Here is a 24,314-nt window from a genome sequence, read left to right as displayed (position 1 = left end):
GGCGGGGCGCAGCCGTGTGCGCGGGGTCAGTCCTGCGGGAAGTCCAGCGAGCCGGGCGCGATGGCCGGTACCAGTCCCTCGGCCGCCGCCCGGGTCAGCAGCCCGCGCACCGCCGCGTAGCCGGATTCGCCGAGGTCGGCTGTGAACTCGTTGACGTAGAGACCGATGTGCTGGTCGGCGACGGCCGGGTCCAGCTCCTGGGCGTGCGCCCGGACGTACGGGCGCGAGGCCTCCGGGTCGTCCCAGGCCATCCGGACCGACGTACGGGCCGACTCGGCCAGCGCGCGCAGCCGCTCGCCGCCCAGCGAACGCTTGGCGATGATCGCACCGAGCGGGATCGGCAGGCCGGTCGTGGACTCCCAGTGCTCACCCATGTCGGCCAGGCAGTGCAGTCCGTAGTCCTGATAGGTGAACCGGGCCTCGTGGATCACCAGTCCGGCGTCCACCCGGCCGTCGCGGACCGCCGGCATGATCTCGTGGAACGGCAGGACGACGACCTTGCCGACGCCGTCCGGCAGCACGTCCGCCGCCCACAGCCGGAACAGCAGGTAGGCGGTGGAGCGCTCGCTCGGCACGGCGACCGTCCGCCCGGCCAGGTCGAGCCCCGGCTCCCGGGTCAGCACCAGCGGGCCGCAGCCGCGCCCCAGCGCACCGCCGCAGGGCAGCAGCGCGTACTCCTCCAGCACCCACGGCAGCACGGCGTACGACACCTTCAGCACGTCCAGCTCGCCGCGCTCGGCCATGCCGTTGGTGAGGTCGATGTCCGCGAAGGTGACGTCGAGGGCGGGCGCGCCCGGGACCCGGCCGTGCGCCCACGCGTCGAAGACGAAGGTGTCGTTCGGGCAGGGCGAATAGGCGATCTTCAGCGGTTCACCGGTGCTCATGGCGTTCTCCCCAGTTCGCGAATACGGGCCCCAGCACGCGGAAGCCGCCGGTGAGCGCGGTGAGCGCGTCCCCGATCCGCCAGGCGGCACGGTCGCGGGGGCCCACGGCGTTGGACACGGCGCGGATCTCCAGTACGGGCAGCCCGTGCGCGGCGGCCGCCTCCGCGACCCCGAACCCCTCCATGGCCTCGGCCCCCGCCATCGGATGCCGGGCGGCGAGCACGGCGGCCCGGGCGGCGGTCCCGGTGACGGTGGAGACGGTCAGCACGGGCGCGAGGAGCGCCCCGGTGGCCTCGGCGGCGCGGGCGGCGAGCTCGGCGGGCGGCAGGTGCACGCTGTGCCCGAACCCGAGCTCGCTCACGTCGAGGAAGCCGTCGGGGGTCTCCGCGCCCAGGTCGGCGGCGACGATCGCGTCGGCGACCACGAGGGAACCGAGCGGGGCGGCGGGCACGAACCCGCCGCCGATGCCGGCGGAGACGACGAGAGAGTAGTCGGCGAGGGCCAGGGCGGTGGCGGCAGCGGCGGCGGCGGCCGCCGGCCCGACGCCCCCGACGAGCACGTCGAAGGCGATGCCCGGAAGGTCCCGGCGGTTGATGAGGTAACCACCGGGAAGGGTGCGCGGCTCAGGACCGGGAGTGTACGGATGAGGGGTCAGCCCGGTGGTGACGGAGTCTGCCTCCGCCGCCACCGCGGTCACGACGAGCGCGCGCACCGGTGCCGCCCGGTTACTTGAGCTTGAGGTTGAAGGACCAGACGGCGAGCGGCTTGCCGTCCTCGCCGATCTGCATGAACGCGAGCTTCTTGGAGGTGGGGGCCTCGCCCTGGCCACCGGTGGCGAAGACGTCGGCGCCGGGGAAGCTGCGGTAGGTGTTCGAGGAGGGCTCGGTGATCGGCTGCCCGTCCAGGACCGCGGACCAGCGCTTGCCGTCCTCGACGACCTCGGGCTCGACGCCGAGGCGCAGCGTGTCACCCCGCGCGTACTCGACGGTCTTGGGGTTCTTGAGGTTGGTGAGGCACTCCTGGACCTGGTCCATGGAGAGCTCCTTGCCGTCGTTCTGGCAGGAGGCTTCGGCGGACACCGACGAGGTGCCGACCGTCACGGTCGCCAGCGGTGTCGGCTTCTCGCCGCAGGCGGAGAGGAGGAGGAGGCCGGCGGACACGGCTCCGAGGGCCGCGACGCTGCGGCGGGCCCTACCCGAGAAAAGCGGTGCGGTCATGAGCCGAAGGCTATCGGGCCCCTGGGCTGCGCCGCTGCATGGGGTACCACTGGCCTGCGGCGCGGCGCATGTCCGGCCGCGGCGCCGCTGCCTGGGGCGCCGCCCCCGGACCCCCGCGCCTCACACGCCGGCGGGGCTGGATGGGTGCGCCTCACACGCCGGCGGGGCTGGGTGGGACACGTGCGGCGGGGTGGGCGGTCAGGCGACACGGGGGCGGGAGGCGCTTGGGTGGCGGGGGGCGGAGGCGACGCCGCGCAGGGCCATCGTCGTGCCCAGGGCGACGATCGCCGCGGCCACCGACATGCCCAGTACGCCGTTCAGCGGCAGGGCGATGCCGATCGCGCCGCCCAGTACCCACGCCACTTGGAGCAACGTCTCCGAACGGGCGAAGGCCGAGGTCCGCACCGCCTCCGGCACGTCCCGCTGGATCATCGCGTCCAGCGACAACTTCGCCAGCGCCTGGCAGAAGCCCGCCGTCGCGCCCAGCACGGCCATGAACAGCCCGCTGAAGAACACCGCCGCCAGCACCGCCACGCCAAGGGTCAGACACAGCACCGCCGCGATGATGGCCTCCGGCGCCCGCGCCCGCAGCCACGCGCCCACCGCCGTGCCGCAGGCGTTGCCCACGCCCGCCGAAACGCCCACGATCCCCAGCGACACCGCCGCGCTCTGCCCCGCCAGCGGATGCTCGCGCAGCAGGAACGCCAGGAAGAAGATCAGGAACCCGGACAGCGCGCGCATCGAGGCGTTCGCCAGCAGCCCGCACAGCACCGAACGGCTGATGGTCCGCAGACCCGGCCGCTTCGAGTGCGCCTCGTGCGTGGACAACCGCGCACGTCGCTCGCCCTTCGCCTCGTCCACCCGGTGCGGCAGCGTGAACGCCGCGAAGGCCCCCCACACGAAGATGACGCAGGCCCCGTACAGCGGCCACTGCGGCCCGATCGCGTTCAGTGCCGCGCCCACCGGCGCCGCCACGCCCGTGGCCAGCAGGCCGGCCAGGGTGACCCGCGAGTTCGCCTTGACGAGTGAGAATTTCGGCGGCAGCAGTCTCGGCACCACCGCACTGCGCACCACCCCGTACGACTTGGACGCGACCAGCACGCCCAGCGCGGCGGGATACAGCTGGATCCCGCCGGTGGCCACCGCGCCCGACATGATCAGCGCCAGCAGCGCCCGGGCCAGCATCGCGGTCGCCATCGACGCCCGGCGGCCGTGCGGCAGCCGGTCCAGGAGCGGCCCGATCACGGGGGCCAGCAGGATGAAGGGGGCCATCGTGATCGCCAGGTACAGGGCCACCCGGCCGCGCGCCTCGTCCGTGGGCACGGAGAAGAACACCGTCGTGGCCAGCGCCACCGTGATCATCATGTCGCCGGCGCCGTTGATGGCGTGCAGTTCGATCAGCTTGCCGAGACCCGATTCGCCGGCCCCGTGCGCGTGCGTGGCCCGCCGGATCCCGCGCGCCGGAAGGTGCAGCGCACGCCCGACAGCCCGGCCGGCCCGCCTGGCCGGTCCCGAGCCGTCGTCGGACGACCGTACGGGTGCCACACTCGACATAGTGCCCCACCCGGCCCTCACGGACGCCCCTCGGCGCGTCGCGGAGGCGGTGGCTTGTCCGCGAATCGGACCTTGCATGTGTGCCCGAGGCTTAAGAGGAGGTAGCGTGCGTAGCGCGCCACCGGCGGTTGCTCCTGGCCGCGCGCCTCTTCGTGATCCCGCAGAATGGGTCGCAGTGAGGTGCGCCCGGAGTCCGATCGGGTGCGGACGTCGACGCGGCCCTCTGGTCCGCTCCGCCCGCGCCACGGACGGACAGCACCGACGGGTCGTTGTGGACGACAGTACGGACGGCGCACACGTGAGACGGCGTAGGAGAGAACGAGACCAGTGAGTGCTGCGACGACGCGAAGCCGTACCCCGCGTACCCCCGACCGCCTGTGCGTCGAGGCGGTAGAACTCGCCCGCGCGGCGGCCGAGGAGGCCGCCTTCCCCGGAGTGGTGGGCGCGCACGTCTCCGCCGTGGCGGAGGGCGACCGCGTCGTCACCCACTTCTTCGAGTCCAAGGAACCGGGCTACCGCGGCTGGCGCTGGGCCGTCACCGTCACCCGTGCCTCCCGCGCCAAGAACGTCACCCTCGACGAAACGGTGCTCCTGCCCGGCGACGACGCGCTGCTGGCCCCCGAGTGGGTGCCGTGGAGCGAGCGGCTGCGCCCCGGCGACATGGGCCCGGGCGACCTGCTGCCCACCGACGCCGAGGACCTGCGGCTGGAGCCGGGCTGGTCGGGCGAGGACACCCCGCCGCCGAACTCCGTCGTCTCCACCGAAATGGCCGAACTGGTCGAGGCCGAGGACGCCGACGTCACCGACCGCGCCGTGGTCCCCGTACGGGGCTCCATCACCTCGGTCGCCGAGGAACTGGGCATGCGCCGGGCGCGCGTGCTGTCCCGGTACGGGCTGCACAGCGCCGCCGACCGCTGGGACGAGTCCTTCGGCGCCAAGACCCCGATGGCGCAGGCCGCGCCCGCGTCCTGCGTCTCCTGCGGCTTCCTGGTCGCCATCGGCGGCTCGCTCGGCCAGGCCTTCGGCGTGTGCGCGAACGAGTTCAGCCCGGCCGACGGCCGCCTGGTGTCGCTGTCCTACGGCTGCGGCGGCCACTCGGAGGCCGCGGTCATGCCGGCGCCGCTGCGGCCGGCCCCGCCGGTGCTCGACTCGATGGCCTCGGACGAGTTCACCCTGCGCACGGCCCCCGGCACGGGCTCGGTCCCGGTCTCGGCCGCCGACCTCCCGGCCGCCGACCTCGGCCACTCGTAGACCGCCCGTTCGGCCCTGCCTCCGGCGCCGTGCGGCGTACCCTCGCCCCATGGGGGACACGGACGCGGACATGGTGGGACTGACCGGCCGGGTGACCGGGACGGTCGGACCCGGGCTGGTGGGCGAGGTCATCGTACGGATCCGGGGCGGGGCGGAGCACTTCCTCGCCCACCCGGTCGCGGGGACCGGCCGCCTGGCCGTCGGGACGGTGGTGACGGTGCTCGAGTACCTGCCGCCGCGCACGGTGTACGTGATGGCCGCCTACGACAACTGACGCCCCGTCCCACCTGTACGTATCAGGATGGCGACAAGACGCGGCCCGCATCTTCCGGCCGGGCCGCGGCGGGCGCAGACTCGCCCTCGTCGGTGCCGAACGGCACCGCGCTAAGGGGGCGTTGCCGATGGCTATCGGCGTCGTGGCGGGAATCGCATCCGCCGCAATCGTGGCTCTGATCGGCCTGTTCAAGCTCATGTGGCGGGTGGCCGAACCGAACGAGGCACTCGTCATCTCCGGTTCCACGCACAAGACCGAGGGCCTCGGTCAGGGCATGGGGTTCCGGATCGTCACCGGGCGGGGGACGCTCGTGCTTCCGGGTGTGCAAGCCGTACGGAAGCTGTCCCTGGACCTCAACGAGACGCAGCTGTCGGTGGACTGCGTCACCCACCAGGGCATCCCGCTGCGGGTGAAGGGCGTCGTCATCTTCAAGGTCGGCGACGACCTCGTGTCGATCGCCAACGCGGCCCGCCGCTTCCTGGACCAGCAGAAGATGATGCCCGAGCGCGTGCACATCGTCTTCGCGGGTCATCTGCGGTCCATCGTCGGCGGGTTGACCGTCGAGGACATGATCCGTGACCGGGAGAAGCTGACGGGGCAGACCCGGATGGCCTGCGGTACCGAGATGGAGAAGCTCGGCCTGATCGTCGACTCGCTGCAGATCCACGAGATCGAGGACCCGACCGGCTACATCAAGAACCTGGCGATGCCGCACGCGGCGGCCGTGCAGCGGGACGCGCGCATCGCGCAGGCCGAGGCGAACCGGCTGGCCACGGAGGCCGAACAGGCCGCCTTCGCCCGGATGGCCGAGGCGACCCGGGACAGCGAGATCCTGCAGGCCGGCTACCAGGCCGAGCGGGACAAGGCAGCGGCGACGGCCCGTCAGGCGGGCCCGCTGTCGGAGGCGGCCGCCCGCCAGGAGGTCGTCGTCCAGGAGACCCGGGTCGCGGAGCTGGAGGCCCACCGGCGCGAGCAGCAGCTGCAGGCGGACGTACGCAAGCCCGCGGATGCGGCGGCGTACGAGACCCGCACCCGGGCGGAGGCCGAGCGCGACGCCCGGATCTCGGCGGCGCAGGCGAAGGCGCGGGAGACGGAGCTCGCGGCGGCCGCCGAGGCGACGCGGGTGACGACGGCGGCGACCGCCGACGCGCAGGCCGTGGAGGCGCGGGGTGTCGCGTCCGCGAAGGCCACGCGGGCGACGGGCGAGGCGGAGGCCGCGGCCACGCAGGCGCGGGGCCTCGCGGAGGCGGAGTCGGCGAAGGCCCGCGGTCTCGCCGAGGCGGAGGCCATCAAGGCGCGGGCCGCCGCGCTGGCGGAGAACCAGGAGGCGGTGGTCGCCCAGCAGCTGGCCGAGAACTGGCCGGCGATCGTGGAGGCGGGCGCGGGGGCCTTCGGGAACGTGGAGCACATGGTCCTGCTGAACGGGGCCGAGGGCATGTCGGAGATGTTCGCCAAGGCCCTCACGATGGGCGGCACCGGTCTGGGCGTGGCCCGCCAGCTCCTGGCCTCGATGGGCCAGCCCCCGGCGCCGCCGTCCCCGCCGGTGAACGGCCACATCCCGATCCGCGAGGAGTAACCGGACCCCCGCGCCTCACACGCCGGCGGGGCTGAAAGAGGCGCCTCACACGCCGGCGGGGCTGGGTTGGGCCCGGCGGCAGGCAAGGCGAGGGGTCAGTCCCGCGAACGGCGGCGGAGCACCCGCTTCGTCCCGAAGACCAGCACCAGGCCTCCCGCCAGGACGAGGGCTCCCTTGCCGAAGGTGCCCGTCGGCTTCGGCGAGAGGGAGGCCTCCGGAGGGGCGCCGGGCTGCGGCGAGGCAGAGGCGGCGGGGGCGACCGGGATCGCGATGACCCGGCTGCCCTCGCCCTCCGCGCCGAACATCAGCGTGGAGCCGTCCGCCGTGTACGTCACCGACTCCGCCTGGCCCTGCCAGGGCGCGTCCACCCGCTCGCCCTCGCCCACCGGAAGGCCGTCCTTCCACGGGTACGTACGGGCCGTGAAGTAGCCGCGCAGCGTCAGCCGCGTGCCGTCCGGGGAGAACGCCCCGTCCGTCACCCACGGCACGTCGGCCACCCGCCGGAACACGTTCGTGCCGCCCGCCGACAGCTCCGCGGGGCCCTCGTACAGGCCGCCCTTGTTCTCGTCCTTGCTCGCGATGTAGACGCGTCCCGTCACCGGATGCACCATCAGCGCCTCAGCGTTGCGCGCCCCGTCCGCGTACTTCACCGTGAACTGGGTGGCCTTGACCGTGACATCACCCAGTTGCTTCGGCTCCGGGAATCGGTAGATCCACACGTGTTCCCAGGTGCCGTTGCGGTTGTCGCCGATGTCCCCGACGTAGAGCTGCCCGTCCGGGCCCAGCGAGATCGCCTCGACGTCGCGCGGCGTGCCGATGCCCGTCAGCGTCACGCGGGCCACCGTCCGGCCCGTGGCCGCGTCCACGGCGTAGATGTACGGGCCGTCGTCGCTGTCGTTGTGCGTCCAGTACACGCCGGGGTGGATCCGGCTGGCGGCCAGGCCGCTCGACTCCTTGATCCGCGGATCGGAGATGGTGAAGGAGGACGCGGCGGGGGTCTCCGCCGCCAGGGCCGGGCCCGGCAGCACGGCGAGGGCGGCGGCGACGGCGGCCGACACGGCGACGGCGGCGGACACGGCGGCGGACGGGAGGGGCAGGCGCATTCCCCCAGCCTGCCAGTACGTTCGGCGTGTCCGGCGTCACAGGGGTTTCTGTCGCGCGATCCGCGATGATGACCGGATGCGTTTCATGTTCGTCGGCGACTCCATGACCATCGGACGCGCCGGCGACTACACCTGGCGCTACCGGATGTGGCAGCACCTCGGCTCGACCTTCGGCGGCCCCCACCGGATCGTCGGTCCGCGCTGCGAGTTGTACGACACCGCCGCCGACACGGCCACCAGCCACGCGTACGCCGACCCGGACTTTCCCGAGCCCGCCCGCCGCCATCTGGCCGGCTGGGGCGAGGGCTGGCAGCACATGGCCCCCCTCATCGGACCCGCGGTCGCCGACACCGGCGCCGACGTGCTGCTGGTCTCCCTCGGGCTGATCGACCTCGGCTTCTACACCGACGCCGAGCAGACCGCCGCCAACGCCCGCCGGTTCGTCGCCGGGGCCCGCGCCGCCCGCCCTGCCGTCCGCATGGTCCTGCTGCCGGTCATCCCGAACAGCCGGGCCGAGGAGGACGCGCCCTTCGCGGCCGAGGTCGCCCGCTTCAACGAGCTGCTCGCGAAGGCGGTCGCCGACCTGACGACCGACGCCTCGCCCATCCTGCTGGCCGCGCGCCCGGAGGCGTACGACATCCACCGCGACACCTACGACGGCACCCACCCGAACGCCTCCGGCGAGCACCGGCTGGCGGGGGAGTTCGCGGCCGTCCTGCACCAGGCGTGGGGGATCGGCGGCCCCTACCGGCCCGCGCGGGGGCTGTAACACGCCCGTCATGAAGGGGTCTTGCTTCGAGCGCACTCGAAGCAGTTGGCTAGTGCCCCATGAAGTACACGCAGCTCGGACGCACCGGCCTCAAGGTCAGCCGACTTGTACTCGGCACCATGAACTTCGGCCCCCAGACCGGGGAACCCGAAAGTCACTCGATCATGGACTCCGCCCTCGACGCGGGCATCAACTACTTCGACACAGCCAACGTGTACGGGTGGGGCGAGAACAAGGGCCGCACCGAGGAGATCATCGGCACCTGGTTCGCCCAGGGCGGTGACCGCCGGGAGAAGACGGTCCTCGCCACCAAGGTCTACGGTTCGATGTCCCGCGAGGGCGACACGTGGCCCAACTACGACCGCCTGTCGGCGCTGAACATCCGGCGGGCCGTCGACGCCAGCCTCAAGCGGCTCCAGACCGACTACATCGACGTCTACCAGTTCCACCACGTGGACCGGCTGACCCCCTTCGAGGAGATCTGGCAGGCCGTCGAGGTCCTGGTCCAGCAGGGCAAGATCCTCTACGCGGGCTCCTCCAACTTCCCCGGCTGGAAGATCGCCCAGGCCAACGAGGCCGCGGCCCGCCACGGCCGGCTCGGCCTGGTCAGCGAGCAGTGCCTCTACAACCTGGCCGAGCGCCGCGCCGAGATGGAGGTCATCCCGGCCGCCGAGGCGTACGGGCTCGGCGTCATCCCGTGGTCCCCGCTCCACGGGGGCCTGCTGGGCGGGGTCCTCAAGAAGGAGGTCGAGGGCGGCCGCCGCGCCTCCGGCCGGTCGGCGGACGCGCTCGCGAGCACCACCGTACGGGCGCAGGTGCAGGCGTACGAGGACCTGCTGGACAAGCACGGCCTGGAACCGGGCGAGGTCGGGCTGGCCTGGCTGCTGACGCGTCCCGGGGTCACCGGGCCGATCGTCGGGCCGCGCACGCAGGAGCAGCTCGACTCGGCGCTGCGCGCGGTGGAGCTGGAGCTCTCGGAGGAGGTCCTGGCGGGCCTGGACGAGATCTTCCCCGGTCCCGGGGCGTCGCCGGAGGCCTTCGCCTGGTAGGCGGCGGGGGCTACTGGCCGACGGCAGCCGCCACGGCCACGACGAGGAACATCAGTACGAGCACACCGGCCATCACACGGTTTCTGGTCTTGGGATCCACCCGTCGAGCCTAACGCGGCAGCCCCTGCAGCATGGACGCAGGGGCTCTGCCGCCGGCTCAGCCGCCGAGCGGCCAGGCCCCGACCGTCTCGTAGCGGGGTTGTTCGCCGCGCACCCCGCTGACGGGGAGGTTGCTGCGGACCAGGCTGAGGGTGTCGACCCGCCAGGGCGTGCCCTCGAAGTCCGCGAGGGCCTCCAGGTACGGGCGCAGCGGCGTGGTGGCGCTGTGGCTGCGGGCCAGGGTGAGGTGCGGGGTGTACCGGCGGTGCTGGTCCATCGGCACGCCGGCCCGCCGGGCGGCGGCGTCGGCGCGTTCGGCGAGCATCCGCAGGGCGGGCAGCTCCCCGGCGGCCCCGGCCCACAGGGCGCGCTCCCCGAAGTGGCCGCTGCCGTGCAGGCGCAGGGCGAAGGGGGCCGTGCGGTGGGCGGCCCGCTCCAGGCGGGTGTGCAGCTCGGGGAGCACCTCGTCCCGTACCTCGCCCATGAAGGCGAGGGTGAAGTGCCAGCCCGCCCGCGCGGTCCACGTCAGCCGGTCGTCGTGCACCTCGTCGACGGCCCGGGTCAGCTCGGCCAGGGCCGCTTCGGGCGGGAGGACGGCTGCGAACAGTCTCATGCGGCGAGCGTAGCCGTGCGGGGCTCCGTTGTCGGGGGCGCTGCCCCCGAACCCCCGCGCCTCAAACGCCGGCGGGGCTGGATTGGGCCGGCGTTCGAGGCGCGGGGTCCGGGGGCAGCGCCCCGGGAAGCCGGGCCGCAGGGTCAGGCCACCGTCACCAGTTCGCGGCGGCGCGGAACGGCGGGGACGAAGGTCACGCCGTGGCGGTTCACGCACAGCCGGAGGTTGCCCACCCGGGCCAGGACCACGGCGATCGCAACGGAGGCGGCCAGGGAGATCACTGCGCCCGCGGCCATGCCGATCCGCGCGCCGTAGGTGTCCGTGATCCAGCCCAGCAGCGGGGCGCCCAGCGGGGTGCCGCCGGTGAACACCATCATGAACAGGGCCATGACCCGGCCGCGCATCTCGGGGTCGGTCGCCATCTGCACGCTGGAGTTGGCGGTGACGTTGACCGTCAGGCCGAAGATCCCGATGGGGACGAGCAGGGCGGCGAACAGCCAGAAGCCGGGTGCGAAGGCGGTCACCAGGAGCAGGACCGAGAACAGCACGGCGGCGGCCACCAGCACCCGCAGGCGGGACTGTCCGCGCCGGGCGGCGAGCAGGGCGCCCGCCAGGGAGCCGGCCGCGATCAGGGTGTTGAAGAGCCCGTAGGTGCCCGCGTCCCCGTGGAAGACGTCGCTCACGTAGGCCGACAGCCAGATCGGGAAGTTGAAGCCGAAGGTGCCGATGAAGCCGACGAGGACGATCGGCCAGATCAGCTCGGGGCGGCCGGCGACGTACCGCAGGCCTTCGCGCAGCTGGCCCTTGGCGCGGGGCCGGGGCGGGGACGGGTGCAGTTCGTGCGTCCGCATCATCAGCAGGCCGGCGAGGGGCGCGGCGAAGGACAGCCCGTTGAGCAGGAAGGCCCAGCCGGAGCCGACGGCGGTGATCAGCACACCGGCGATCGCCGGGCCGACCAGCCGCGCGGACTGGAAGTTGGCGGAGTTCAGGCTGACGGCGTTCGCGACCTGGTCCTTGCCGACCATCTCGGGGACGAAGGTCTGGCGGGCCGGGTTGTCGACGACGGTGACCAGGCCGATCGCGAAGGCGGCGAGGTAGACGTGCCAGACCTGGACGTGTCCCGCCAGGGTGAGGGCGGCGAGGGCGATGCCGGTCAGGCCCATCGCGCTCTGGGTGGCGAGGAGCAGCGGCCGCTTGGGCAGCCGGTCGGCGAGTACGCCGCCGTAGAGGCCGAACATCAGCATCGGCAGGAATTGCAGGGCGATGGTGATGCCGACGGCGGAGGCGGAACCGGTCAGCGAGAGGACCAGCCAGTCCTGGGCGATGCGCTGCATCCAGGTGCCCGTGTTGGAGACGACCTGGCCGGTGGCGAAGAGCCGGTAGTTCCGGATCTTCAGCGAGCTGAACATGGAGCCCTTGCCCGCGGGTGCTGCGACGGCCTGGGCGGTCGCGGCGGTAGTGGGGGTGGATATGTGGCCGGGTGCGGAGTCTGCTCCGGTTCCCGTACTCAAAAGCGTTCGCCTCCTGGCGTCGTTCCTACAGGTGCGCGAGCTTCTCCAGGACGGGGGCGGCCGCGCGGAGCTTGGCCCATTCGTCCTCGGTCAGCTCGGCCGCGAGCCCGGCCAGGAAGGCGTTGCGCTTGCGGCGGCTCTCTTCGAGCATCGCTTCGGCCTCCTCCGTCTGGCGGACCACCTTCTGGCGGCGGTCGTCGGGGTGCGGTTCCAGCGTGACCAGTCCCTTGGCTTCCAGCAACGCGACGATGCGTGTCATCGACGGCGGCTGGACGTGCTCCCGCCGGGCGAGCTCGCCGGGTGTGGCCTGGCCGCAGCGGGCGAGGGTGCCGAGGACCGACATCTCGGTCGGGCTCAGCGACTCGTCGACGCGCTGGTGCTTCAGGCGTCGCCCCAGCCGCATGACGGCGGAGCGGAGGTCGTTCACGGCGGCAGCATCGTCACCATGGGAAAGGTCATGCATGTCCTTAGAATAACTCATTACCCTCCCTAAGGAACACCGCTTTCCGCTTCACGGCCGGGGTCACTCATACGGGTGAGTCGGCGGCTGAAAGTGACACGCGTACGCACCCTGTGCCCCGACTCTTTCGGCATGGGGACACATGTGCTGAGCATGCGCATAGACGGGGAGCTCCTCGACAGGCTCCGGATCCATGCGGCCAAACGCGGAATGAGCGTCCAGGACTATGTGGTCCGGACGCTCATTCGCGATGACTTCGACGAGCGCTTCAAGGCGGCCGTCGACGAGACAGAGAAGTTCTACGGGCTGACGTGAGCTACTGCGCGAGGCCGAGGGCGGGCATGGCGTAGTAGAAGACGAACACCGCCGCCACCACGTACATGGCCACCGGGACCCCGCGGCCCCGGCCGGTCGCCAGGCGCAGTGCGCAGAAGCTCACGAAGCCGATGCCGATGCCGTTGGTGATCGAGTAGGTGAAGGGCATCATCACCATGGCCAGGAAGGCCGGTACGGCGATGGTGAAGTCGCTCCAGTCGATGTCCCTGACCGAGCCCGCCAGGATCAGGAAGCCGACCGCCACGAGCGCCGGGGTGGCCGCCTGCGACGGGACCATGGTGGCGAGCGGGGTGAGGAACAGCGCCACGGCGAAGAGGCTGCCCGTGACGATGTTCGCCAGACCCGTACGGGCGCCCTCGCCGACCCCGGCCGTGGACTCCACGAAGCAGGTGGTCGCGGAGGAGGAGGTGGCGCCGCCAGAGGCGACGGCCAGACCGTCGACCAGCAGGACCCGGTTGATCCCGGGGAACTCGCCGGTCTTCTTGTCGATCAGCTTCGCCTCGTCGCCGACGCCGAGGATCGTGCCCATGGCGTCGAAGAAGCAGGACAGCAGCACGGTGAAGACGAAGAGGATGCCGGTCAGCATCCCGACCTTGCCGAAGCCGCCGAACAGGCTGACCTCGCCGACGAGCCCGAAGTCGGGCGCGGCCACCGGGCTGCCGGGCCACTCGGGGACGGTGAGGCCCCAGCCCGAGTCGGGCACCTCCGCGATCAGCTGGACGACGACGGCGACCAGGGTCATGGCCACGATGGAGATCAGGATCGCGCCCGGGGTCTTGCGGATCAGCAGGGCGAGGGTGAGCAGCACGCCGATCGCGAAGATCAGGACGGGCCAGCCGTCCAGGTGACCGGTGCCGCCGAGCTGGAGCGGGACCGTGGTGTGCGCGGCGTCCGGGATGCGGGAGACGAAGCCCGCGTCGACCAGGCCGATCAGCATGATGAACAGGCCGATGCCGATGGCGATGCCCTTGCGCAGGCCCAGCGGGACGGCGTTCATGACCCGCTCGCGCAGGCCGGTCGCGACCAGCAGCATCACCACGAAGCCGGCCAGGACCACCATGCCCATGGCGTCGGGCCAGCTCATGCGCGGGGCGAGCTGGAGCGCGACGACCGTGTTCACGCCGAGGCCGGCGGCGAGCGCGATCGGGACGTTGCCGATGACACCCATGAGGAGGGTGGTGAAGGCGGCCGTCAGGACGGTGGCCGTCACCAGCTGACCCGAGTCGAGCTGGTGCCCGTACATGTCCTTCGCGCTGCCCAGGATGATCGGGTTGAGCACGATGATGTAGGCCATCGCGAAGAACGTCGCCAAGCCGCCGCGGACCTCGCGGGCGACGGTGGAGCCGCGCTCGGAGATCTTGAAGTATCGGTCCAGGCCGCCGGAGGGTTCCCGGGGGGAAGGCTCCGGGGAGGCGGCTGCGGGGGCGGGGGCCGGGGTGCTCATACGGTCCTCATTGGGTGGTTCATACGAAGAAAATGGGCCGCGCCCAAACCGTTTCAGTATGAACACATGAACGAAAGGGCGTCCATCTCCGCGCGTAGATGGCGTTTCGCGCCGCCTAGACTTGCCGCATGGCCAAATGGACTGCGAAGCACGAGGCGCCCGAACCCCTCGAGGGCCCCGTCGTCGCCACCGTCACAGGTGGCACGATCCTGTGGTTCGCCCTCTTCCTCGTCCAGCTGCCCTTCTACGGGTGGTTCGCCGACCGGGGCCGGCTGTGGTGGGTCTGGACCTGCGCGGCCGGCGGATTCCTCGGCCTGATCGGCATCTGGTACGTCCGCGGCCGCGACGCGGCCCTCAAGCGCCATGCCGAAGCTGCTGCGCAGGCCGAGCAGGCCGAGCAGGCCGGGCAGTCCGAGCAGGCCGGGCAGGCCGGGCAGGACGGGCAGGCCGGGCAGGACGGGCAGTCCACGCAGTCCACGCAGGACGGGGAGCCGGGCCCGGCCCCGGCCCCCTAGCGGCGGCTCGGCTTCGGGGTGGGGCGGTGCCCCTCCGGGACGTCTCCTCGGCTCGCGAACCCTCGGCCCGATCGACCCGTTGCCCGGCGGTGGTTCGCTCGACCTGCGGGGACATCCCGGAGCGTCCCCGCCCCACGCGGTACCCAGGGACGATTCGGGTCATCCCGAAGTCGGATCTTCGGGCTTCTCGGCGGGTGAAGCGCAAGGAGCCCGCTTAACGTCGAAGGCATGACGCAGCGGGCTGGAACCGAATCCGACGGACCGGAGCCGGGTGGCGGGACGGCCGCCCCCGCCATCGACGCGGGAGCGGAGCTGGACCCCGTACACCCGGTGCAACCGCCCGCGCCCCGCTTCAAGCCCGGCGGGCTGACCACCGCCGAGGTCGCCGAACGCGTCGCGCGGGGCGAGGTCAACGACGTGCCCGTCCGGAGCAGCCGCTCCACCGCCGACATCGTCCGCGCCAACGTCTTCACCCGGTTCAACGCGATCATCGGCGTGCTCTGGGTGATCATGCTCTTCGTCGCGCCGATCCAGGACAGCCTCTTCGGCTTCGTGATCGTCGCCAACACCGGCATCGGCATCATCCAGGAACTGCGCGCCAAGAAGACCCTCGATAGCCTCGCCGTCATCGGCGAGGCCAAACCGAGCGTCCGCCGCGACGGCCGCACCGCCGAGATCTCCACCTCCGAGATCGTCCTCGGCGACGTCATCGAACTCGGCCCCGGCGACAAGGTCGTCGTCGACGGCTCCGTCGGCGAGGCCGACGGCCTGGAGATCGACGAGTCCCTGCTCACCGGCGAGGCCGACCCCGTCCTGAAGAAGCCCGGGGACCCGGTCATGTCCGGCTCCTTCGTGGTCGCCGGCGGCGGCGCCTTCACCGCCAGCAAGGTCGGCCGCGAGGCCTACGCCGCCCAGTTGGCCGAAGAGGCCTCCCGCTTCACGCTCGTCCACTCCGAGCTGCGCTCCGGCATCTCCACCATCCTCAAGTACGTCACCTGGATGATGATCCCGACCTCGATCGGCCTGATCATCAGCCAGCTCCTGGTCAAGGACAACAACCTCAAGGACTCCATCGCCCGGACCGTCGGCGGCATCGTCCCGATGATCCCCGAAGGGCTCGTCCTGCTCACCTCCGTGGCCTTCGCGATCGGCGTCATCCGGCTCGGCCGCAAGCAGTGCCTGGTCCAGGAGCTGCCCGCCATCGAGGGCCTCGCCCGTGTCGACGTGGTCTGCCTCGACAAGACCGGCACCCTCACCGAGGGCGGCATGGACGTCACCGAGCTCCGCCCGCTCGGCGGCGCGGAGCCCACGTACGTCAAGAAGGTGCTCGGCGCCCTCGGCGAGTCCGACCCGCGCCCCAACGCCAGCCTCCAGGCGATCATCGACGCCTACCCCGCCAGCGCGGAGTGGCGCTGCACCGAGTCCCTGCCCTTCTCCTCCGCCCGCAAGTACAGCGGCGCCAGCTTCAGCGAGGGTGACGGCGAGAACAACACCTGGCTGCTCGGCGCCCCCGACGTGCTGCTCCCCGCCGGGGACCCGGCCCTCGACGAGATCAGCGACCTCAACGAGCGGGGACTGCGCGTCCTGCTGCTGGCCCGCTCCGCCCGCGAACTCGACGACGCGGCCGTCGCCACCGGCGTCCGGCCGACCGCCCTGGTCGTCCTGGAGCAGCGGCTGCGCCCCGACGCCGCCGACACGCTGCGCTACTTCGAGGACCAGGACGTCAAGGCGAAGGTCATCTCCGGCGACAACGCGGTCTCCGTCGGCGCGGTCGCCGGCAAGCTGGGGCTGCCGGGCGCGGAGAACACCGTGGACGCCCGCAAGCTGCCCACCGACCGGGACGACCTGGCGGAGGTCCTCGACGGCAACTCCGTCTTCGGGCGGGTGAGCCCGCAGCAGAAGAGGGACATGGTCGGGGCCCTCCAGTCCAAGGGCCACACCGTGGCCATGACGGGCGACGGCGTCAACGACGTCCTCGCCCTCAAGGACGCGGACATCGGTGTGAGCATGGGCTCCGGCTCGGAGGCGACGCGGGCGGTGGCCCAGATCGTCCTCCTCAACAACAGCTTCTCGACCCTGCCCTCGGTGGTCGCCGAGGGCCGCCGGGTCATCGGCAACATCACCCGCGTGGCCACGCTCTTCCTCACCAAGACCGTCTACTCGGTGCTGCTGGCCATCCTGGTGGTCTGCTCGCAGGTCGAGTACCCCTTCCTGCCGCGCCACCTGACCCTGCTGTCCACCCTCACCATCGGCATCCCGGCGTTCTTCCTGGCCCTGGCCCCCAACAAGGAGCGCGCGAAACCGCACTTCGTGAAGCGGGTCATGCGGTACGCGATCCCCGGCGGTGTCATCGCCGCCGTGGCCACCTTCGTGTCGTACCTGATCGCCCGCCACCACTACACCGGCCAGGGCGCCCTCGACGCCGAGTCCAGCGCGGCCACGCTGACGCTGTTCCTGACCTCCATGTGGGTACTGGCGATCATCGCCCGGCCGTACACGTGGTGGCGGGTGGCCCTGGTCGGGGCCATGGGCGGGGCCTTCCTGATCGTCCTCGCCGTGCCGTGGCTGCAGGACTTCTTCCAGCTCAAGCTGGTCGGCGGCACCGTGCCGTGGATCGCGGTGGGCGTCGCGGCCGCAGCCGCGGTCCTGATCGAGTTCACCTTCAGGTGGGTCGACCGCAGGTTCCCGGCGTAGGGGGTGGGCCGGCGGTCCTACGCGAGGCCGTCGGCGACCAGGCCGGCGAGGACCGCCTGGCCGAGGGCCTGCACGGCGGAGTGCGGGCGGACCATCACGGTGAACTCCTTGATCCGGCCCGCTTCGTCGAAGTGGAGCAGGTCGATGCCGTGGATCTCCTTGCCGTCCACGGTGGCGCGGAAGAGCAGGATCTCCGCCGGGGCCTGCGTGCCGTCGGCGCCGGTCTCGGCGGCGCCCTCGAAGCGGCCCACGTAGCGGAAGTCCTCGAAGACGCGCAGCAGGACCCCGAAGAGCCCCAGCACCATGGGCCGCCCCTCGAAGGGGGCGAACTTGACCGGGCTGTAGAGCTGGACCTCCTCGGTGAACAGGTCCTCCAGCGCGGTGAGATCCCGCTTCTCCACGGCGGCGCGGAAGCGTTCGGCAGTCTCCATGACCCCTCCTCATGCTCATACTCATGAATCTGACTAGTCACTTTCATGAGTATGATGCAGGCGTCGGCGAGGAAGCGGAAGGGGCGGCTGCGATGGCTTTGAGACACGCCGTACTGGCGGCGCTGCTGGACGGCGAGTACAGCGGCTACGAGCTGGCGAAGTCCTTCGACATCGGCGTGGCGAACTTCTGGCACGCCCTGCCCCAGCAGCTGTACGCCGAACTGGCCAAGCTGGAGAAGGAAGGGCTGGTCGAGGGCCGCGAGGTGGTCCAGGAGACCCGGCCCAACAAGCGCCTCTTCCAGGTCACCGAGGCCGGCCGCACCGAACTGGAGGAGTTCGCCGCGGCCCCGCTGAAGTCCTCGGTCATCCGCGACGACCTCCTCGTCAAGGTCCAGACCGCCGACCGGATCGGCATCGGGCCGGTGATCGAACAGCTCGAGGCGCGCGCGGTCGCCGCCGACGCCAAGATCGAGCTGCTCGGCAAGGTGCTGCGCAAGATGCGCGGGGACATGGACGAGGAGGAGTTCCTGCTCCACGGCGAGCGGATCGGCGGGTACCTGACCGGCCTGCGCGGCCTCGCCTTCGAGCAGGGACACCGCGACTGGTGCCGCCGCAGCGCGGCGATCCTGAGGGGGAGGGCGAGCCGTGCCGAACGGTGAGTACCTGCGTTACGTCGCCCTGGGCGACAGCCAGACCGAAGGCCTCGGCGACGGGGACGACACCGTGGGCCTGCGCGGCTTCGCCGACCGGTTCGCCGAACACCTCGCCGCCGTCAACCCCAGCCTCCGGTACGCCAACCTGGCCGTCCGGGGGCGTCTCGCCGGGCAGGTCCGCGCCGAACAGCTGGGCCCGGCCCTGGCCCTGCGCCCCGACCTGGCCACCGTCGTCGCCGGGGTCAACGACATCCTGCGGCCCCGGTTCGACGCCGCGGAGGTCGCCGGGCAGCTGGAGGAGATGTTCGCCGCGCTCACGGCCTCCGGTGCGCACGTCGCGACCGTGACCTTCCCCGACCTCGGCAGACTCGTGCCTCTCGCCCGGCCCGTCGCGCCCCGCATAGCCGACCTCAACGACCGGATCCGGGCTGCGGCGGCCCGGCACGGGGTCAGCGTCGCCGAGACAGCCCGCCCGGTCGCCGTGACCGACCCGCGGATGTGGACCACGGACCGGCTGCACGCCAGCTCCGTCGGGCACGAACGGATCGCCGCCGCCCTCGCGCACGCCGTGGGCCTGCCGGGCAGCGACGACACCTGGACACACCCGCTGCCGCAGCAGGTGCCCGGCGCGGGCGGATCGGGCCTGGCGGCCGAACTGCGCTGGGCGGCCGCGTTCCTCGGCCCCTGGCTGGGCCGGCGCCTGCGCGGCCGCTCCTCGGGCGACGGCCGCACCGCCAAGCGCCCCGCTCTCCTGCCCTTCGGCCCGGCCTGAGCACTCGCTCAATCAAATGTCCGTGCGATCTGCTATCCCTTTCGGGAACACTGCGACTGACCGAATCGGTCAACAGCAGTAGTCCCAGGGGGGATTTCGCACACATGACACCCAAGGCACCCTTGCGCGCCCTGCCCGCGGCGGCCCTGTCGCTGGCGCTCGGCCTGGCCGCCGCGACGCCGGCCGCGGCCGCCGCCGACCCGGCGGCACCCAAGGTCACCGCGCCCCGCACCAGCCCGGTCCCCGGCTTCGCCGGCGAGGACCAGTACTCCGACTGCTACACCGACCCCCACTCCGGATCCGGAGCCGGCTGGATCGGCCTGAGCGATGCCATCACCACCAAGGTCACCGCCACCTCGGCGTCCGGTGCCCAGCTGCAGACGACGTTCCAGCTCTGGGACACCTCGTACGGGGGCAGGCGCACCGACACTCCGACCGCGTGGTCCACCTCTTCCGAGGTCGCCACGACCGTATCCCGCGACCTGCTGAAGGACGGCGGCCAGTACGCCTGGCGGGCCCGGGCCACCGACGGGAAGCTGACCGGCCCGTACACGGCATGGTGCTACTTCCGCGTGGACCACACCCGGCCCACCGCCGAAATCACCACGGACGAGACCCCCAAGAAGGTCGGCGAGGAGGCCACCTTCACCCTGAAGGGCACCGACAGCGGCTCGGGAATCGCCTGCGCCCGCTGGCAGTCGACGCCGGTCTTCAGCGTCGGCTGGAGCTGCGCGGACGAGGCGACCGACTCCCGCGTGGTGCGGCTGACGGACGGCTCGGCCGACATCAAGGTCAAGCCCGCCACCTGGGGCAGCCAGGCGGTGTACCTCCAGACGATGGACAACGCGGGCAACCTCGGCCAGGCACAGGCGCACTACTACGCGCAGCCCACCACCAAGCCCGCCGCCTTCGGTGACATCGACGCCGACGGAAAGCCGGACGTCCTCGTCCCGGACGCCGAGGGCAACCTCCGCCGGTGGGGCGCGAACCCGCTGGACCCCGCGAACGCCCACCACCTGGCCGCTCCGGGAGACGGCGAGAGCTGGGCCGGCGTCCAGTACACCCACCGAGGATCCCTCGGTCAGCAGATGGTCGACGACCTGCTGGCCCATGCCCCCGGGGGGAGCTACGTCCACCGGTTCGACAACGACGGGGCGGGCCGCTTCACGGACCAGGCCCCGAGCGCCGTGGACAAGCCCACCACGTGCCTGGACACGGCCGGGTCGGCCATCGACTGCGCCCAGCACGGGTTCGGTCGGGACTGGTCGAAGGTCACGCAGATCGCCGCGTACGGATCGCCCACCGGCGACAGCGCGGTCGACGGACTCCTGCCCCGCAGCTCCCTGCTGTTCGTCGAGAACGGGCGGCTGTGGCTCGCGAAGCTGGGCGGCATCCGACTGCGGTCGGCCACGCTCCTCTCCGGCAACAACACCCACTGGGCGGGCTATGACCTGCTCACGCCGGGCCGGGCGCAGGGTACGGACTTCCCGACTCTGTGGGCCCGCTCCCGGGCCGACGGCGCGATCCGTGCCTTCTCCATCCAGGGCACTGCGGACGCACCGGACTTCTCCGCCTTCGCGAATCCGGCCGCCGGGCCGGTCCTGTCGGCCCTGACGCCGGCGGCGCATCCGCGCCTCGGCTCCGACGGCGACCTCACGGGTGACGGCCTGCCGGACCTGTGGTCCGCGGACGCCACCGGCAGGGTCACCGTCCTCCCGGGTACGGGTACGGCGACGCCGCACCCCACGGTCACCGGCTTCGGCCCGGCCGTCTAGGCCGGACCGTCCGGAGTTTCTAGTCGAACCAGCGGTCGCGGGCCAGTTCCGCCGTGCGGGAGGGGTCCTCCAGGAGGGCCGCCACCTCGAAGCGGCGCGGCCACTGGCCCGCCGACCAGGCCAGGCCCGCGGCCACGCCCTCCAGCGTGGACGCGTGGAGCGTGCCGTCGGGGGTGCGGCGCCAATCGAGCTCCGTGCCGCCCGCGACCAGCTCCTCGTGCTCGATGTACGTCGCCGGGGTCGCCGGGCCGAGCAGCAGGAGCACCGACTCCGGCACCTCGTGCTCCTCGCCGGGCGTGGTCACCTCCGCCGGGACCGTCTCCGAGAGCCGCCGGACCTGGAGCAGTTCCGCGAGGTCCGCCGCGCGCGACGGGGTGACCGGCAGCAGCGGCAGCCCCGCCGTGAGGGGAAGCAGGTCCGGGGCGTCGGCGATCACCGCGTCGGCCGCGTCCACCACGAGGACCTCGCCGTCCACCACCGCGCGCAGCTCGTCCGGCAGGGTGACCTGCTCGGGGTCCAGATCGGCCAGCGCGCCGTACAGGCCGTACAGCTGGCGGCCCGTCACCTCGCGCTCCGGCTCGGCGAGGCGGGCCAGCAGCTCGGCCGCACCGCCCGGCTCGTCCAGCAGGGCCGCCGCGGTGGTCCGTACGCCGAGAGCGCGCAGGACCTGCTCGTCCTCGAAGCCCGTGGCGTCCGCCGAGGTGTACAGGCCCTCCAGCAGCGGGTCGCCGCCCGCCGCGCGCAGGCCCGCCGGGCGGCGGCCGTCGAGCACCGGGTGGTCGCGCAGCCACCAGGCGGTGTACGGGCGCACCGACTGCGTGGTGCCGTCCGGCAGCAGGATCCGTACGGGCTGGGTCAGTGCGTCGCGCAGCGGCGGCTGGGCGAGCATGGCGAGGGCCTGCGGCCAGCAGTCGTCGTCGACCAGGTCGAGGTCCCGTACGGCGATCAGCTCGGTCGCCACCGGCGGGACCGGGGTGTCCGGCAGCTGGTCCAGGACGTCCTCGCACCACACGTCGACCGCGTCCAGCAGACCCGCGTCGTCGGGCTCCGCGAAGTCCCCCTCGCGCGGCTCCAGTTCGTCCGGGTCGAGGACCACGTCGGTGGCGCGGACCAGCTGGAAGGCGGCCAGGACCCCGCACGCGGTGAGCGGGCCCCCGCCCCACCGCTCCGCCAGGTCCGCGTCCACGTACGGGACCTCGTCCTCGCGGATCACCGAGGCCAGCGGGCTGCCGGGCAGCAGCAGTTCGCCCGCCGGTACCAGTTCCCCGTCCTCGTCGGGCAGGGCCAGCGCGCCGAGCCAGGGCTCGTCGCCCGGCGCCAGATCGGCGTCGCGGACCAGGCCGAGGACCACCTCGGCCAGCTCGTCGGCGTCCAGGGTGTCCGCGTCCTCGTCCCAGATCTCCCCGGCGTCGAGGGAGGCGGCGACGGCCGCCCGCACCTGCGGGGTCGTCAGGACCGCCCGCGCCGTGGCCGGGAGCGCCCCGAGCTTCTCCAGCAGCGGGTGCGCGGCGTCCGGGTGGGCCACCTTCAGCCCCAGGCGGGCCAGGCTCGCGGGCGTGTCCGCGCCGGGCAGCAGGATGTGCCGGGGGCCGATCGCGGTACGGCCGTCGGCGAGCGGCACGGGCAGCCCGGACAGCCGGTCGGGGTCCACCCCGGCGAGGCTGTCGTAGAGCCGGTGCCACCAGTCGGGCGTCCGCTCGATGCCCGCGATCCGTTCGATGGCATCGCCCAGCGGGAGCCGGCCGACGCCCAGGGTGCGCAGCTCGGCGCGGCGCTCCAGGCCCGCCGGCAGCAGGGTCGGCAGGACCTCGGCGAGGACGCGCACGGTATCGGCGCCCGCGCCCTCCACCACCTCGGCCTCGAAGGGGCGCAGGGCGGCGCGCTCCTCCGCGTGCTCGGGAGGCGCGGCCGGCGCGAGGAAGGCGGTGCGCGGCAGGCGCTGGAGCACGGCGGCGCGCAGGGCCCCGTCCAGCTCGCCCTTGCCGAGGGGGCCGGGCACCAGGTCCACGAGGGCGGTGGTCACCGGGTCCCATGCGCCGAGGAGTTCGGCGTACGCGTCGGCCGCACGCTCCACGAGGAAGTCGGTCAGCGGCCCGGGCGCGGGGTGCCGGCGCGTGGTGTCCAGCGGCAGGGTCGCGATCAGCAGCGCCGGAATGCCCAGCGGCTCGTCGGTGGGGGTCGGCGCGTGCACGACGGGGGCCGTGGCCGGGCGCAGCGGGGCGCCGTCGGAGTCGACGGGCACGGCCCAGGACACCGCCCAGGCGGGCCGCAGCCGTTCCTCGACGGGCCGGTCGGCGAGCAGCGCGCGCTCGATGGGGCCGCCGTGGCGGACGGTGCGCCAGCGGTTGGTGACCGTACCGGAGGCGGTGGTGTCCTCGATGACGGTGTACGGGCCCTCGTCGCTGCGCCGCAGGGTGCGCGAGCCGTCCGCCGGGGTCTCCACGACGATCTCGCAGAGCCCGGGCAGGGTGAGCAGCAGGGCGTCGTCGACGCCCGCCAGCAGCCGCTCCACCAGACCCTCGGCGGCGGCGTCGCGCAGCGCGAGCACCACGACGGTGTCGTAGCCCTCGGGGGCGGTGCCCTCGGCGGGCAGCGGGAGGCGCAGCAGCGGGACGTGCCCGTCGCGGCGGCGCAGTTCGTCGCCGAGGCCGGGGCTGCCGACGGCGGCGCCTCGGGCCAGTTCGCGGGCCTCGGCCAGGGACCAGCGGACGCCGCCGTGGCGGCCGAGGACCGCGGGCTCGTCGGAGACGGCCAGCACGGCCGCGAAGCCGACGCCGAACCGGCCGACGCTGTCCCCGGAGGACTCCCGCTTGGCGGAGGCGCGCAGGGTGCTCAGCGACTCCACGCCCGTCGCGTCCAGCGGGGCACCGGTGTTGGCGACGGCCAGCAGCGCGTGCCCGCCCTCGCTCCCGTGCAGGGTGAGCCGCAGCCGGCCGGGAACCTTGGCCCGGGCCGCGGCGTCGGCCGCGTTCTGCGCCAGCTCCACGACCAGCCGGTCCCGGTAGCCGCCGAGCGCGAGGTCCTCCTCGGCGTTGGCGTCCTCGCGGAACCGGGCCGGGCCCGCACCCCACGCGTCGAGCACCCCGCGCCGCAGCCGGGCCGTGCCGAAGGGGTCCACGCCGCTCTGGGCCGCCGTCACTCGCACGCTCACGCCGCTGCCTCCAAGAATTGCCGCCGGACCCCTGAAGGTACCGCGTGCGGGAGAGCCCCCACGCCGTGGCCGTGAGGTGGGCGAACACGGCGCCGCCGCCCCGGTGCGCCCCGCCCCCGAAAGCCCCGGGGAACGCCGAAGCCCCCGGCGACATCAGGTCACCGGGGGCTCGGGTCGTACCGG

The 24,314-nt window shown here is 72.9% G+C and carries 22 protein-coding genes; 11 read left to right on the top strand and 11 right to left on the bottom strand.

The window, feature by feature from the left end:
- Positions 1-26: 26 nt before the first annotated feature.
- From ACGFZK_RS25995 to ACGFZK_RS25980, 4 genes are all read right to left on the bottom strand, one after another.
- Positions 27-884, bottom strand: coding sequence for a 1,4-dihydroxy-6-naphthoate synthase (locus tag ACGFZK_RS25995; protein WP_393851268.1), 858 nt, complete (start codon positions 882-884; stop codon positions 27-29).
- The gene (locus ACGFZK_RS25990; RefSeq protein WP_393851267.1) at positions 871-1,596 is read right to left on the bottom strand and encodes a futalosine hydrolase; all 726 of its coding nucleotides are present in this window, start codon (positions 1,594-1,596) and stop codon (positions 871-873) included. The genes ACGFZK_RS25995 and ACGFZK_RS25990 overlap by 14 nt, the downstream gene beginning before the upstream one ends.
- Positions 1,597-1,609: 13 nt before the next feature.
- Positions 1,610-2,101 (bottom strand): DUF2771 domain-containing protein, encoded by a 492-nt coding sequence (locus ACGFZK_RS25985; protein ID WP_393851266.1) that lies wholly within the window; start codon positions 2,099-2,101, stop codon positions 1,610-1,612.
- A 198-nt stretch (positions 2,102-2,299) separates the two neighbouring features.
- Positions 2,300-3,655, bottom strand: coding sequence for an MFS transporter (locus ACGFZK_RS25980; protein ID WP_393851265.1), 1,356 nt, complete (start codon positions 3,653-3,655; stop codon positions 2,300-2,302).
- Between the two features lie 327 nt (positions 3,656-3,982).
- Here ACGFZK_RS25980 and ACGFZK_RS25975 point away from each other — a divergent pair, with 327 nt between their 5' ends.
- The 3 genes from ACGFZK_RS25975 (at position 3,983) to ACGFZK_RS25965 (ending at position 6,756) form a co-directional block, all read left to right on the top strand.
- Positions 3,983-4,906, top strand: coding sequence for a DUF3027 domain-containing protein (locus ACGFZK_RS25975; RefSeq protein WP_393851264.1), 924 nt, complete (start codon positions 3,983-3,985; stop codon positions 4,904-4,906).
- 49 nt (positions 4,907-4,955) lie between these two features.
- Complete coding sequence (locus ACGFZK_RS25970) at positions 4,956-5,180, top strand: hypothetical protein (RefSeq protein ID WP_393851263.1); 225 nt, start codon at positions 4,956-4,958, stop codon at positions 5,178-5,180.
- A gap of 127 nt (positions 5,181-5,307) precedes the next feature.
- Complete coding sequence (locus ACGFZK_RS25965) at positions 5,308-6,756, top strand: SPFH domain-containing protein (protein WP_393851262.1); 1,449 nt, start codon at positions 5,308-5,310, stop codon at positions 6,754-6,756.
- Between the two features lie 95 nt (positions 6,757-6,851).
- Here ACGFZK_RS25965 and ACGFZK_RS25960 read toward each other — a convergent pair whose 3' ends face one another.
- Positions 6,852-7,859 carry a WD40 repeat domain-containing protein gene (locus ACGFZK_RS25960; protein WP_393851261.1) on the bottom strand — a complete coding sequence of 336 codons (1,008 nt, stop codon included), beginning with the start codon at positions 7,857-7,859 and terminating at the stop codon, positions 6,852-6,854.
- Positions 7,860-7,935: 76 nt separating this feature from the next.
- On the opposite strand from ACGFZK_RS25960, the gene ACGFZK_RS25955 reads away from it, so the two are divergent.
- Entirely contained in the window at positions 7,936-8,628 is a 693-nt protein-coding gene (locus ACGFZK_RS25955; protein ID WP_393851260.1) for a GDSL-type esterase/lipase family protein, read from the top strand.
- A gap of 59 nt (positions 8,629-8,687) precedes the next feature.
- A complete protein-coding gene (locus ACGFZK_RS25950) occupies positions 8,688-9,677 on the top strand; it encodes an aldo/keto reductase (RefSeq protein ID WP_393851259.1) in 990 nt (329 codons plus the stop codon).
- A 157-nt stretch (positions 9,678-9,834) separates the two neighbouring features.
- Here ACGFZK_RS25950 and thpR read toward each other — a convergent pair whose 3' ends face one another.
- The 3 genes from thpR to ACGFZK_RS25935 form a co-directional block, all read right to left on the bottom strand.
- Complete coding sequence (gene thpR / locus ACGFZK_RS25945; protein ID WP_393851258.1) at positions 9,835-10,389, bottom strand: RNA 2',3'-cyclic phosphodiesterase; 555 nt, start codon at positions 10,387-10,389, stop codon at positions 9,835-9,837.
- Positions 10,390-10,532: 143 nt separating this feature from the next.
- A complete protein-coding gene (locus ACGFZK_RS25940) occupies positions 10,533-11,900 on the bottom strand; it encodes an MFS transporter (protein ID WP_393851257.1) in 1,368 nt (455 codons plus the stop codon).
- A gap of 25 nt (positions 11,901-11,925) precedes the next feature.
- Positions 11,926-12,363, bottom strand: a complete 438-nt coding sequence (locus tag ACGFZK_RS25935; RefSeq protein WP_030010566.1) for a MarR family winged helix-turn-helix transcriptional regulator — start codon at positions 12,361-12,363, stop codon at positions 11,926-11,928.
- Positions 12,364-12,492: 129 nt separating this feature from the next.
- Between ACGFZK_RS25935 and ACGFZK_RS25930 the strand changes: the two genes are divergently transcribed.
- The gene (locus ACGFZK_RS25930; protein WP_030010567.1) at positions 12,493-12,675 is read left to right on the top strand and encodes a hypothetical protein; all 183 of its coding nucleotides are present in this window, start codon (positions 12,493-12,495) and stop codon (positions 12,673-12,675) included.
- 1 nt (position 12,676) lies between these two features.
- Here the strand turns inward: ACGFZK_RS25930 and ACGFZK_RS25925 are convergent, their stop codons facing one another.
- Entirely contained in the window at positions 12,677-14,140 is a 1,464-nt protein-coding gene (locus ACGFZK_RS25925; protein WP_393851256.1) for an NCS2 family permease, read from the bottom strand.
- A 128-nt stretch (positions 14,141-14,268) separates the two neighbouring features.
- On the opposite strand from ACGFZK_RS25925, the gene ACGFZK_RS25920 reads away from it, so the two are divergent.
- Both ACGFZK_RS25920 and ACGFZK_RS25915 read left to right on the top strand, forming a co-directional pair.
- Positions 14,269-14,655, top strand: coding sequence for a DUF2530 domain-containing protein (locus ACGFZK_RS25920; RefSeq protein WP_393851255.1), 387 nt, complete (start codon positions 14,269-14,271; stop codon positions 14,653-14,655).
- Between the two features lie 228 nt (positions 14,656-14,883).
- Complete coding sequence (locus ACGFZK_RS25915) at positions 14,884-17,349, top strand: HAD-IC family P-type ATPase (protein WP_393851254.1); 2,466 nt, start codon at positions 14,884-14,886, stop codon at positions 17,347-17,349.
- A 17-nt stretch (positions 17,350-17,366) separates the two neighbouring features.
- On the opposite strand, the gene ACGFZK_RS25910 is transcribed toward ACGFZK_RS25915, so the two are convergent.
- Positions 17,367-17,780, bottom strand: coding sequence for a nuclear transport factor 2 family protein (locus tag ACGFZK_RS25910; protein WP_393851253.1), 414 nt, complete (start codon positions 17,778-17,780; stop codon positions 17,367-17,369).
- A gap of 92 nt (positions 17,781-17,872) precedes the next feature.
- Between ACGFZK_RS25910 and ACGFZK_RS25905 the strand changes: the two genes are divergently transcribed.
- From ACGFZK_RS25905 to ACGFZK_RS25895, 3 genes are all read left to right on the top strand, one after another.
- Positions 17,873-18,439 (top strand): PadR family transcriptional regulator, encoded by a 567-nt coding sequence (locus tag ACGFZK_RS25905; RefSeq protein ID WP_393851252.1) that lies wholly within the window; start codon positions 17,873-17,875, stop codon positions 18,437-18,439.
- On the top strand, positions 18,426-19,205 hold the full coding sequence (locus ACGFZK_RS25900; RefSeq protein ID WP_393851251.1) for an SGNH/GDSL hydrolase family protein: 780 nt from the start codon (positions 18,426-18,428) through the stop codon (positions 19,203-19,205). The genes ACGFZK_RS25905 and ACGFZK_RS25900 overlap by 14 nt, the downstream gene beginning before the upstream one ends.
- A 104-nt stretch (positions 19,206-19,309) precedes the next feature.
- Positions 19,310-20,980, top strand: coding sequence for an FG-GAP repeat domain-containing protein (locus ACGFZK_RS25895; protein WP_393851250.1), 1,671 nt, complete (start codon positions 19,310-19,312; stop codon positions 20,978-20,980).
- A gap of 19 nt (positions 20,981-20,999) precedes the next feature.
- On the opposite strand, the gene ACGFZK_RS25890 is transcribed toward ACGFZK_RS25895, so the two are convergent.
- On the bottom strand, positions 21,000-24,131 hold the full coding sequence (locus ACGFZK_RS25890) for a sacsin N-terminal ATP-binding-like domain-containing protein (protein WP_393851249.1): 3,132 nt from the start codon (positions 24,129-24,131) through the stop codon (positions 21,000-21,002).
- Positions 24,132-24,314: the final 183 nt, after the last annotated feature.

It is taken from the genome of Streptomyces sp. NPDC048257 (genome assembly GCF_043201855.1).
Taxonomy (GTDB): domain Bacteria; phylum Actinomycetota; class Actinomycetes; order Streptomycetales; family Streptomycetaceae; genus Streptomyces.
The sequence above is the reverse complement of the archived record's forward strand: the minus strand, read 5'-3'. Positions and strand labels throughout refer to the sequence as shown.

Coding starts and splice junctions, on each gene's coding strand:
- ACGFZK_RS25910 (WP_393851253.1), bottom strand. CDS start 17,780: ATGGAGACTGCCGAACGCTTCCGCGCCGCCGTGGAGAAGCGGGATCTC.
- ACGFZK_RS25980 (WP_393851265.1), bottom strand. CDS start 3,655: ATGTCGAGTGTGGCACCCGTACGGTCGTCCGACGACGGCTCGGGACCG.
- ACGFZK_RS25895 (WP_393851250.1), top strand. CDS start 19,310: ATGACACCCAAGGCACCCTTGCGCGCCCTGCCCGCGGCGGCCCTGTCG.
- ACGFZK_RS25935 (WP_030010566.1), bottom strand. CDS start 12,363: ATGCATGACCTTTCCCATGGTGACGATGCTGCCGCCGTGAACGACCTC.
- ACGFZK_RS25950 (WP_393851259.1), top strand. CDS start 8,688: ATGAAGTACACGCAGCTCGGACGCACCGGCCTCAAGGTCAGCCGACTT.
- ACGFZK_RS25955 (WP_393851260.1), top strand. CDS start 7,936: ATGCGTTTCATGTTCGTCGGCGACTCCATGACCATCGGACGCGCCGGC.
- ACGFZK_RS25915 (WP_393851254.1), top strand. CDS start 14,884: ATGACGCAGCGGGCTGGAACCGAATCCGACGGACCGGAGCCGGGTGGC.
- ACGFZK_RS25965 (WP_393851262.1), top strand. CDS start 5,308: ATGGCTATCGGCGTCGTGGCGGGAATCGCATCCGCCGCAATCGTGGCT.
- ACGFZK_RS25930 (WP_030010567.1), top strand. CDS start 12,493: ATGGGGACACATGTGCTGAGCATGCGCATAGACGGGGAGCTCCTCGAC.
- thpR (WP_393851258.1), bottom strand. CDS start 10,389: ATGAGACTGTTCGCAGCCGTCCTCCCGCCCGAAGCGGCCCTGGCCGAG.
- ACGFZK_RS25920 (WP_393851255.1), top strand. CDS start 14,269: ATGGCCAAATGGACTGCGAAGCACGAGGCGCCCGAACCCCTCGAGGGC.
- ACGFZK_RS25970 (WP_393851263.1), top strand. CDS start 4,956: ATGGGGGACACGGACGCGGACATGGTGGGACTGACCGGCCGGGTGACC.
- ACGFZK_RS25925 (WP_393851256.1), bottom strand. CDS start 14,140: ATGAGCACCCCGGCCCCCGCCCCCGCAGCCGCCTCCCCGGAGCCTTCC.
- ACGFZK_RS25995 (WP_393851268.1), bottom strand. CDS start 884: ATGAGCACCGGTGAACCGCTGAAGATCGCCTATTCGCCCTGCCCGAAC.
- ACGFZK_RS25960 (WP_393851261.1), bottom strand. CDS start 7,859: ATGCGCCTGCCCCTCCCGTCCGCCGCCGTGTCCGCCGCCGTCGCCGTG.
- ACGFZK_RS25905 (WP_393851252.1), top strand. CDS start 17,873: ATGGCTTTGAGACACGCCGTACTGGCGGCGCTGCTGGACGGCGAGTAC.
- ACGFZK_RS25985 (WP_393851266.1), bottom strand. CDS start 2,101: ATGACCGCACCGCTTTTCTCGGGTAGGGCCCGCCGCAGCGTCGCGGCC.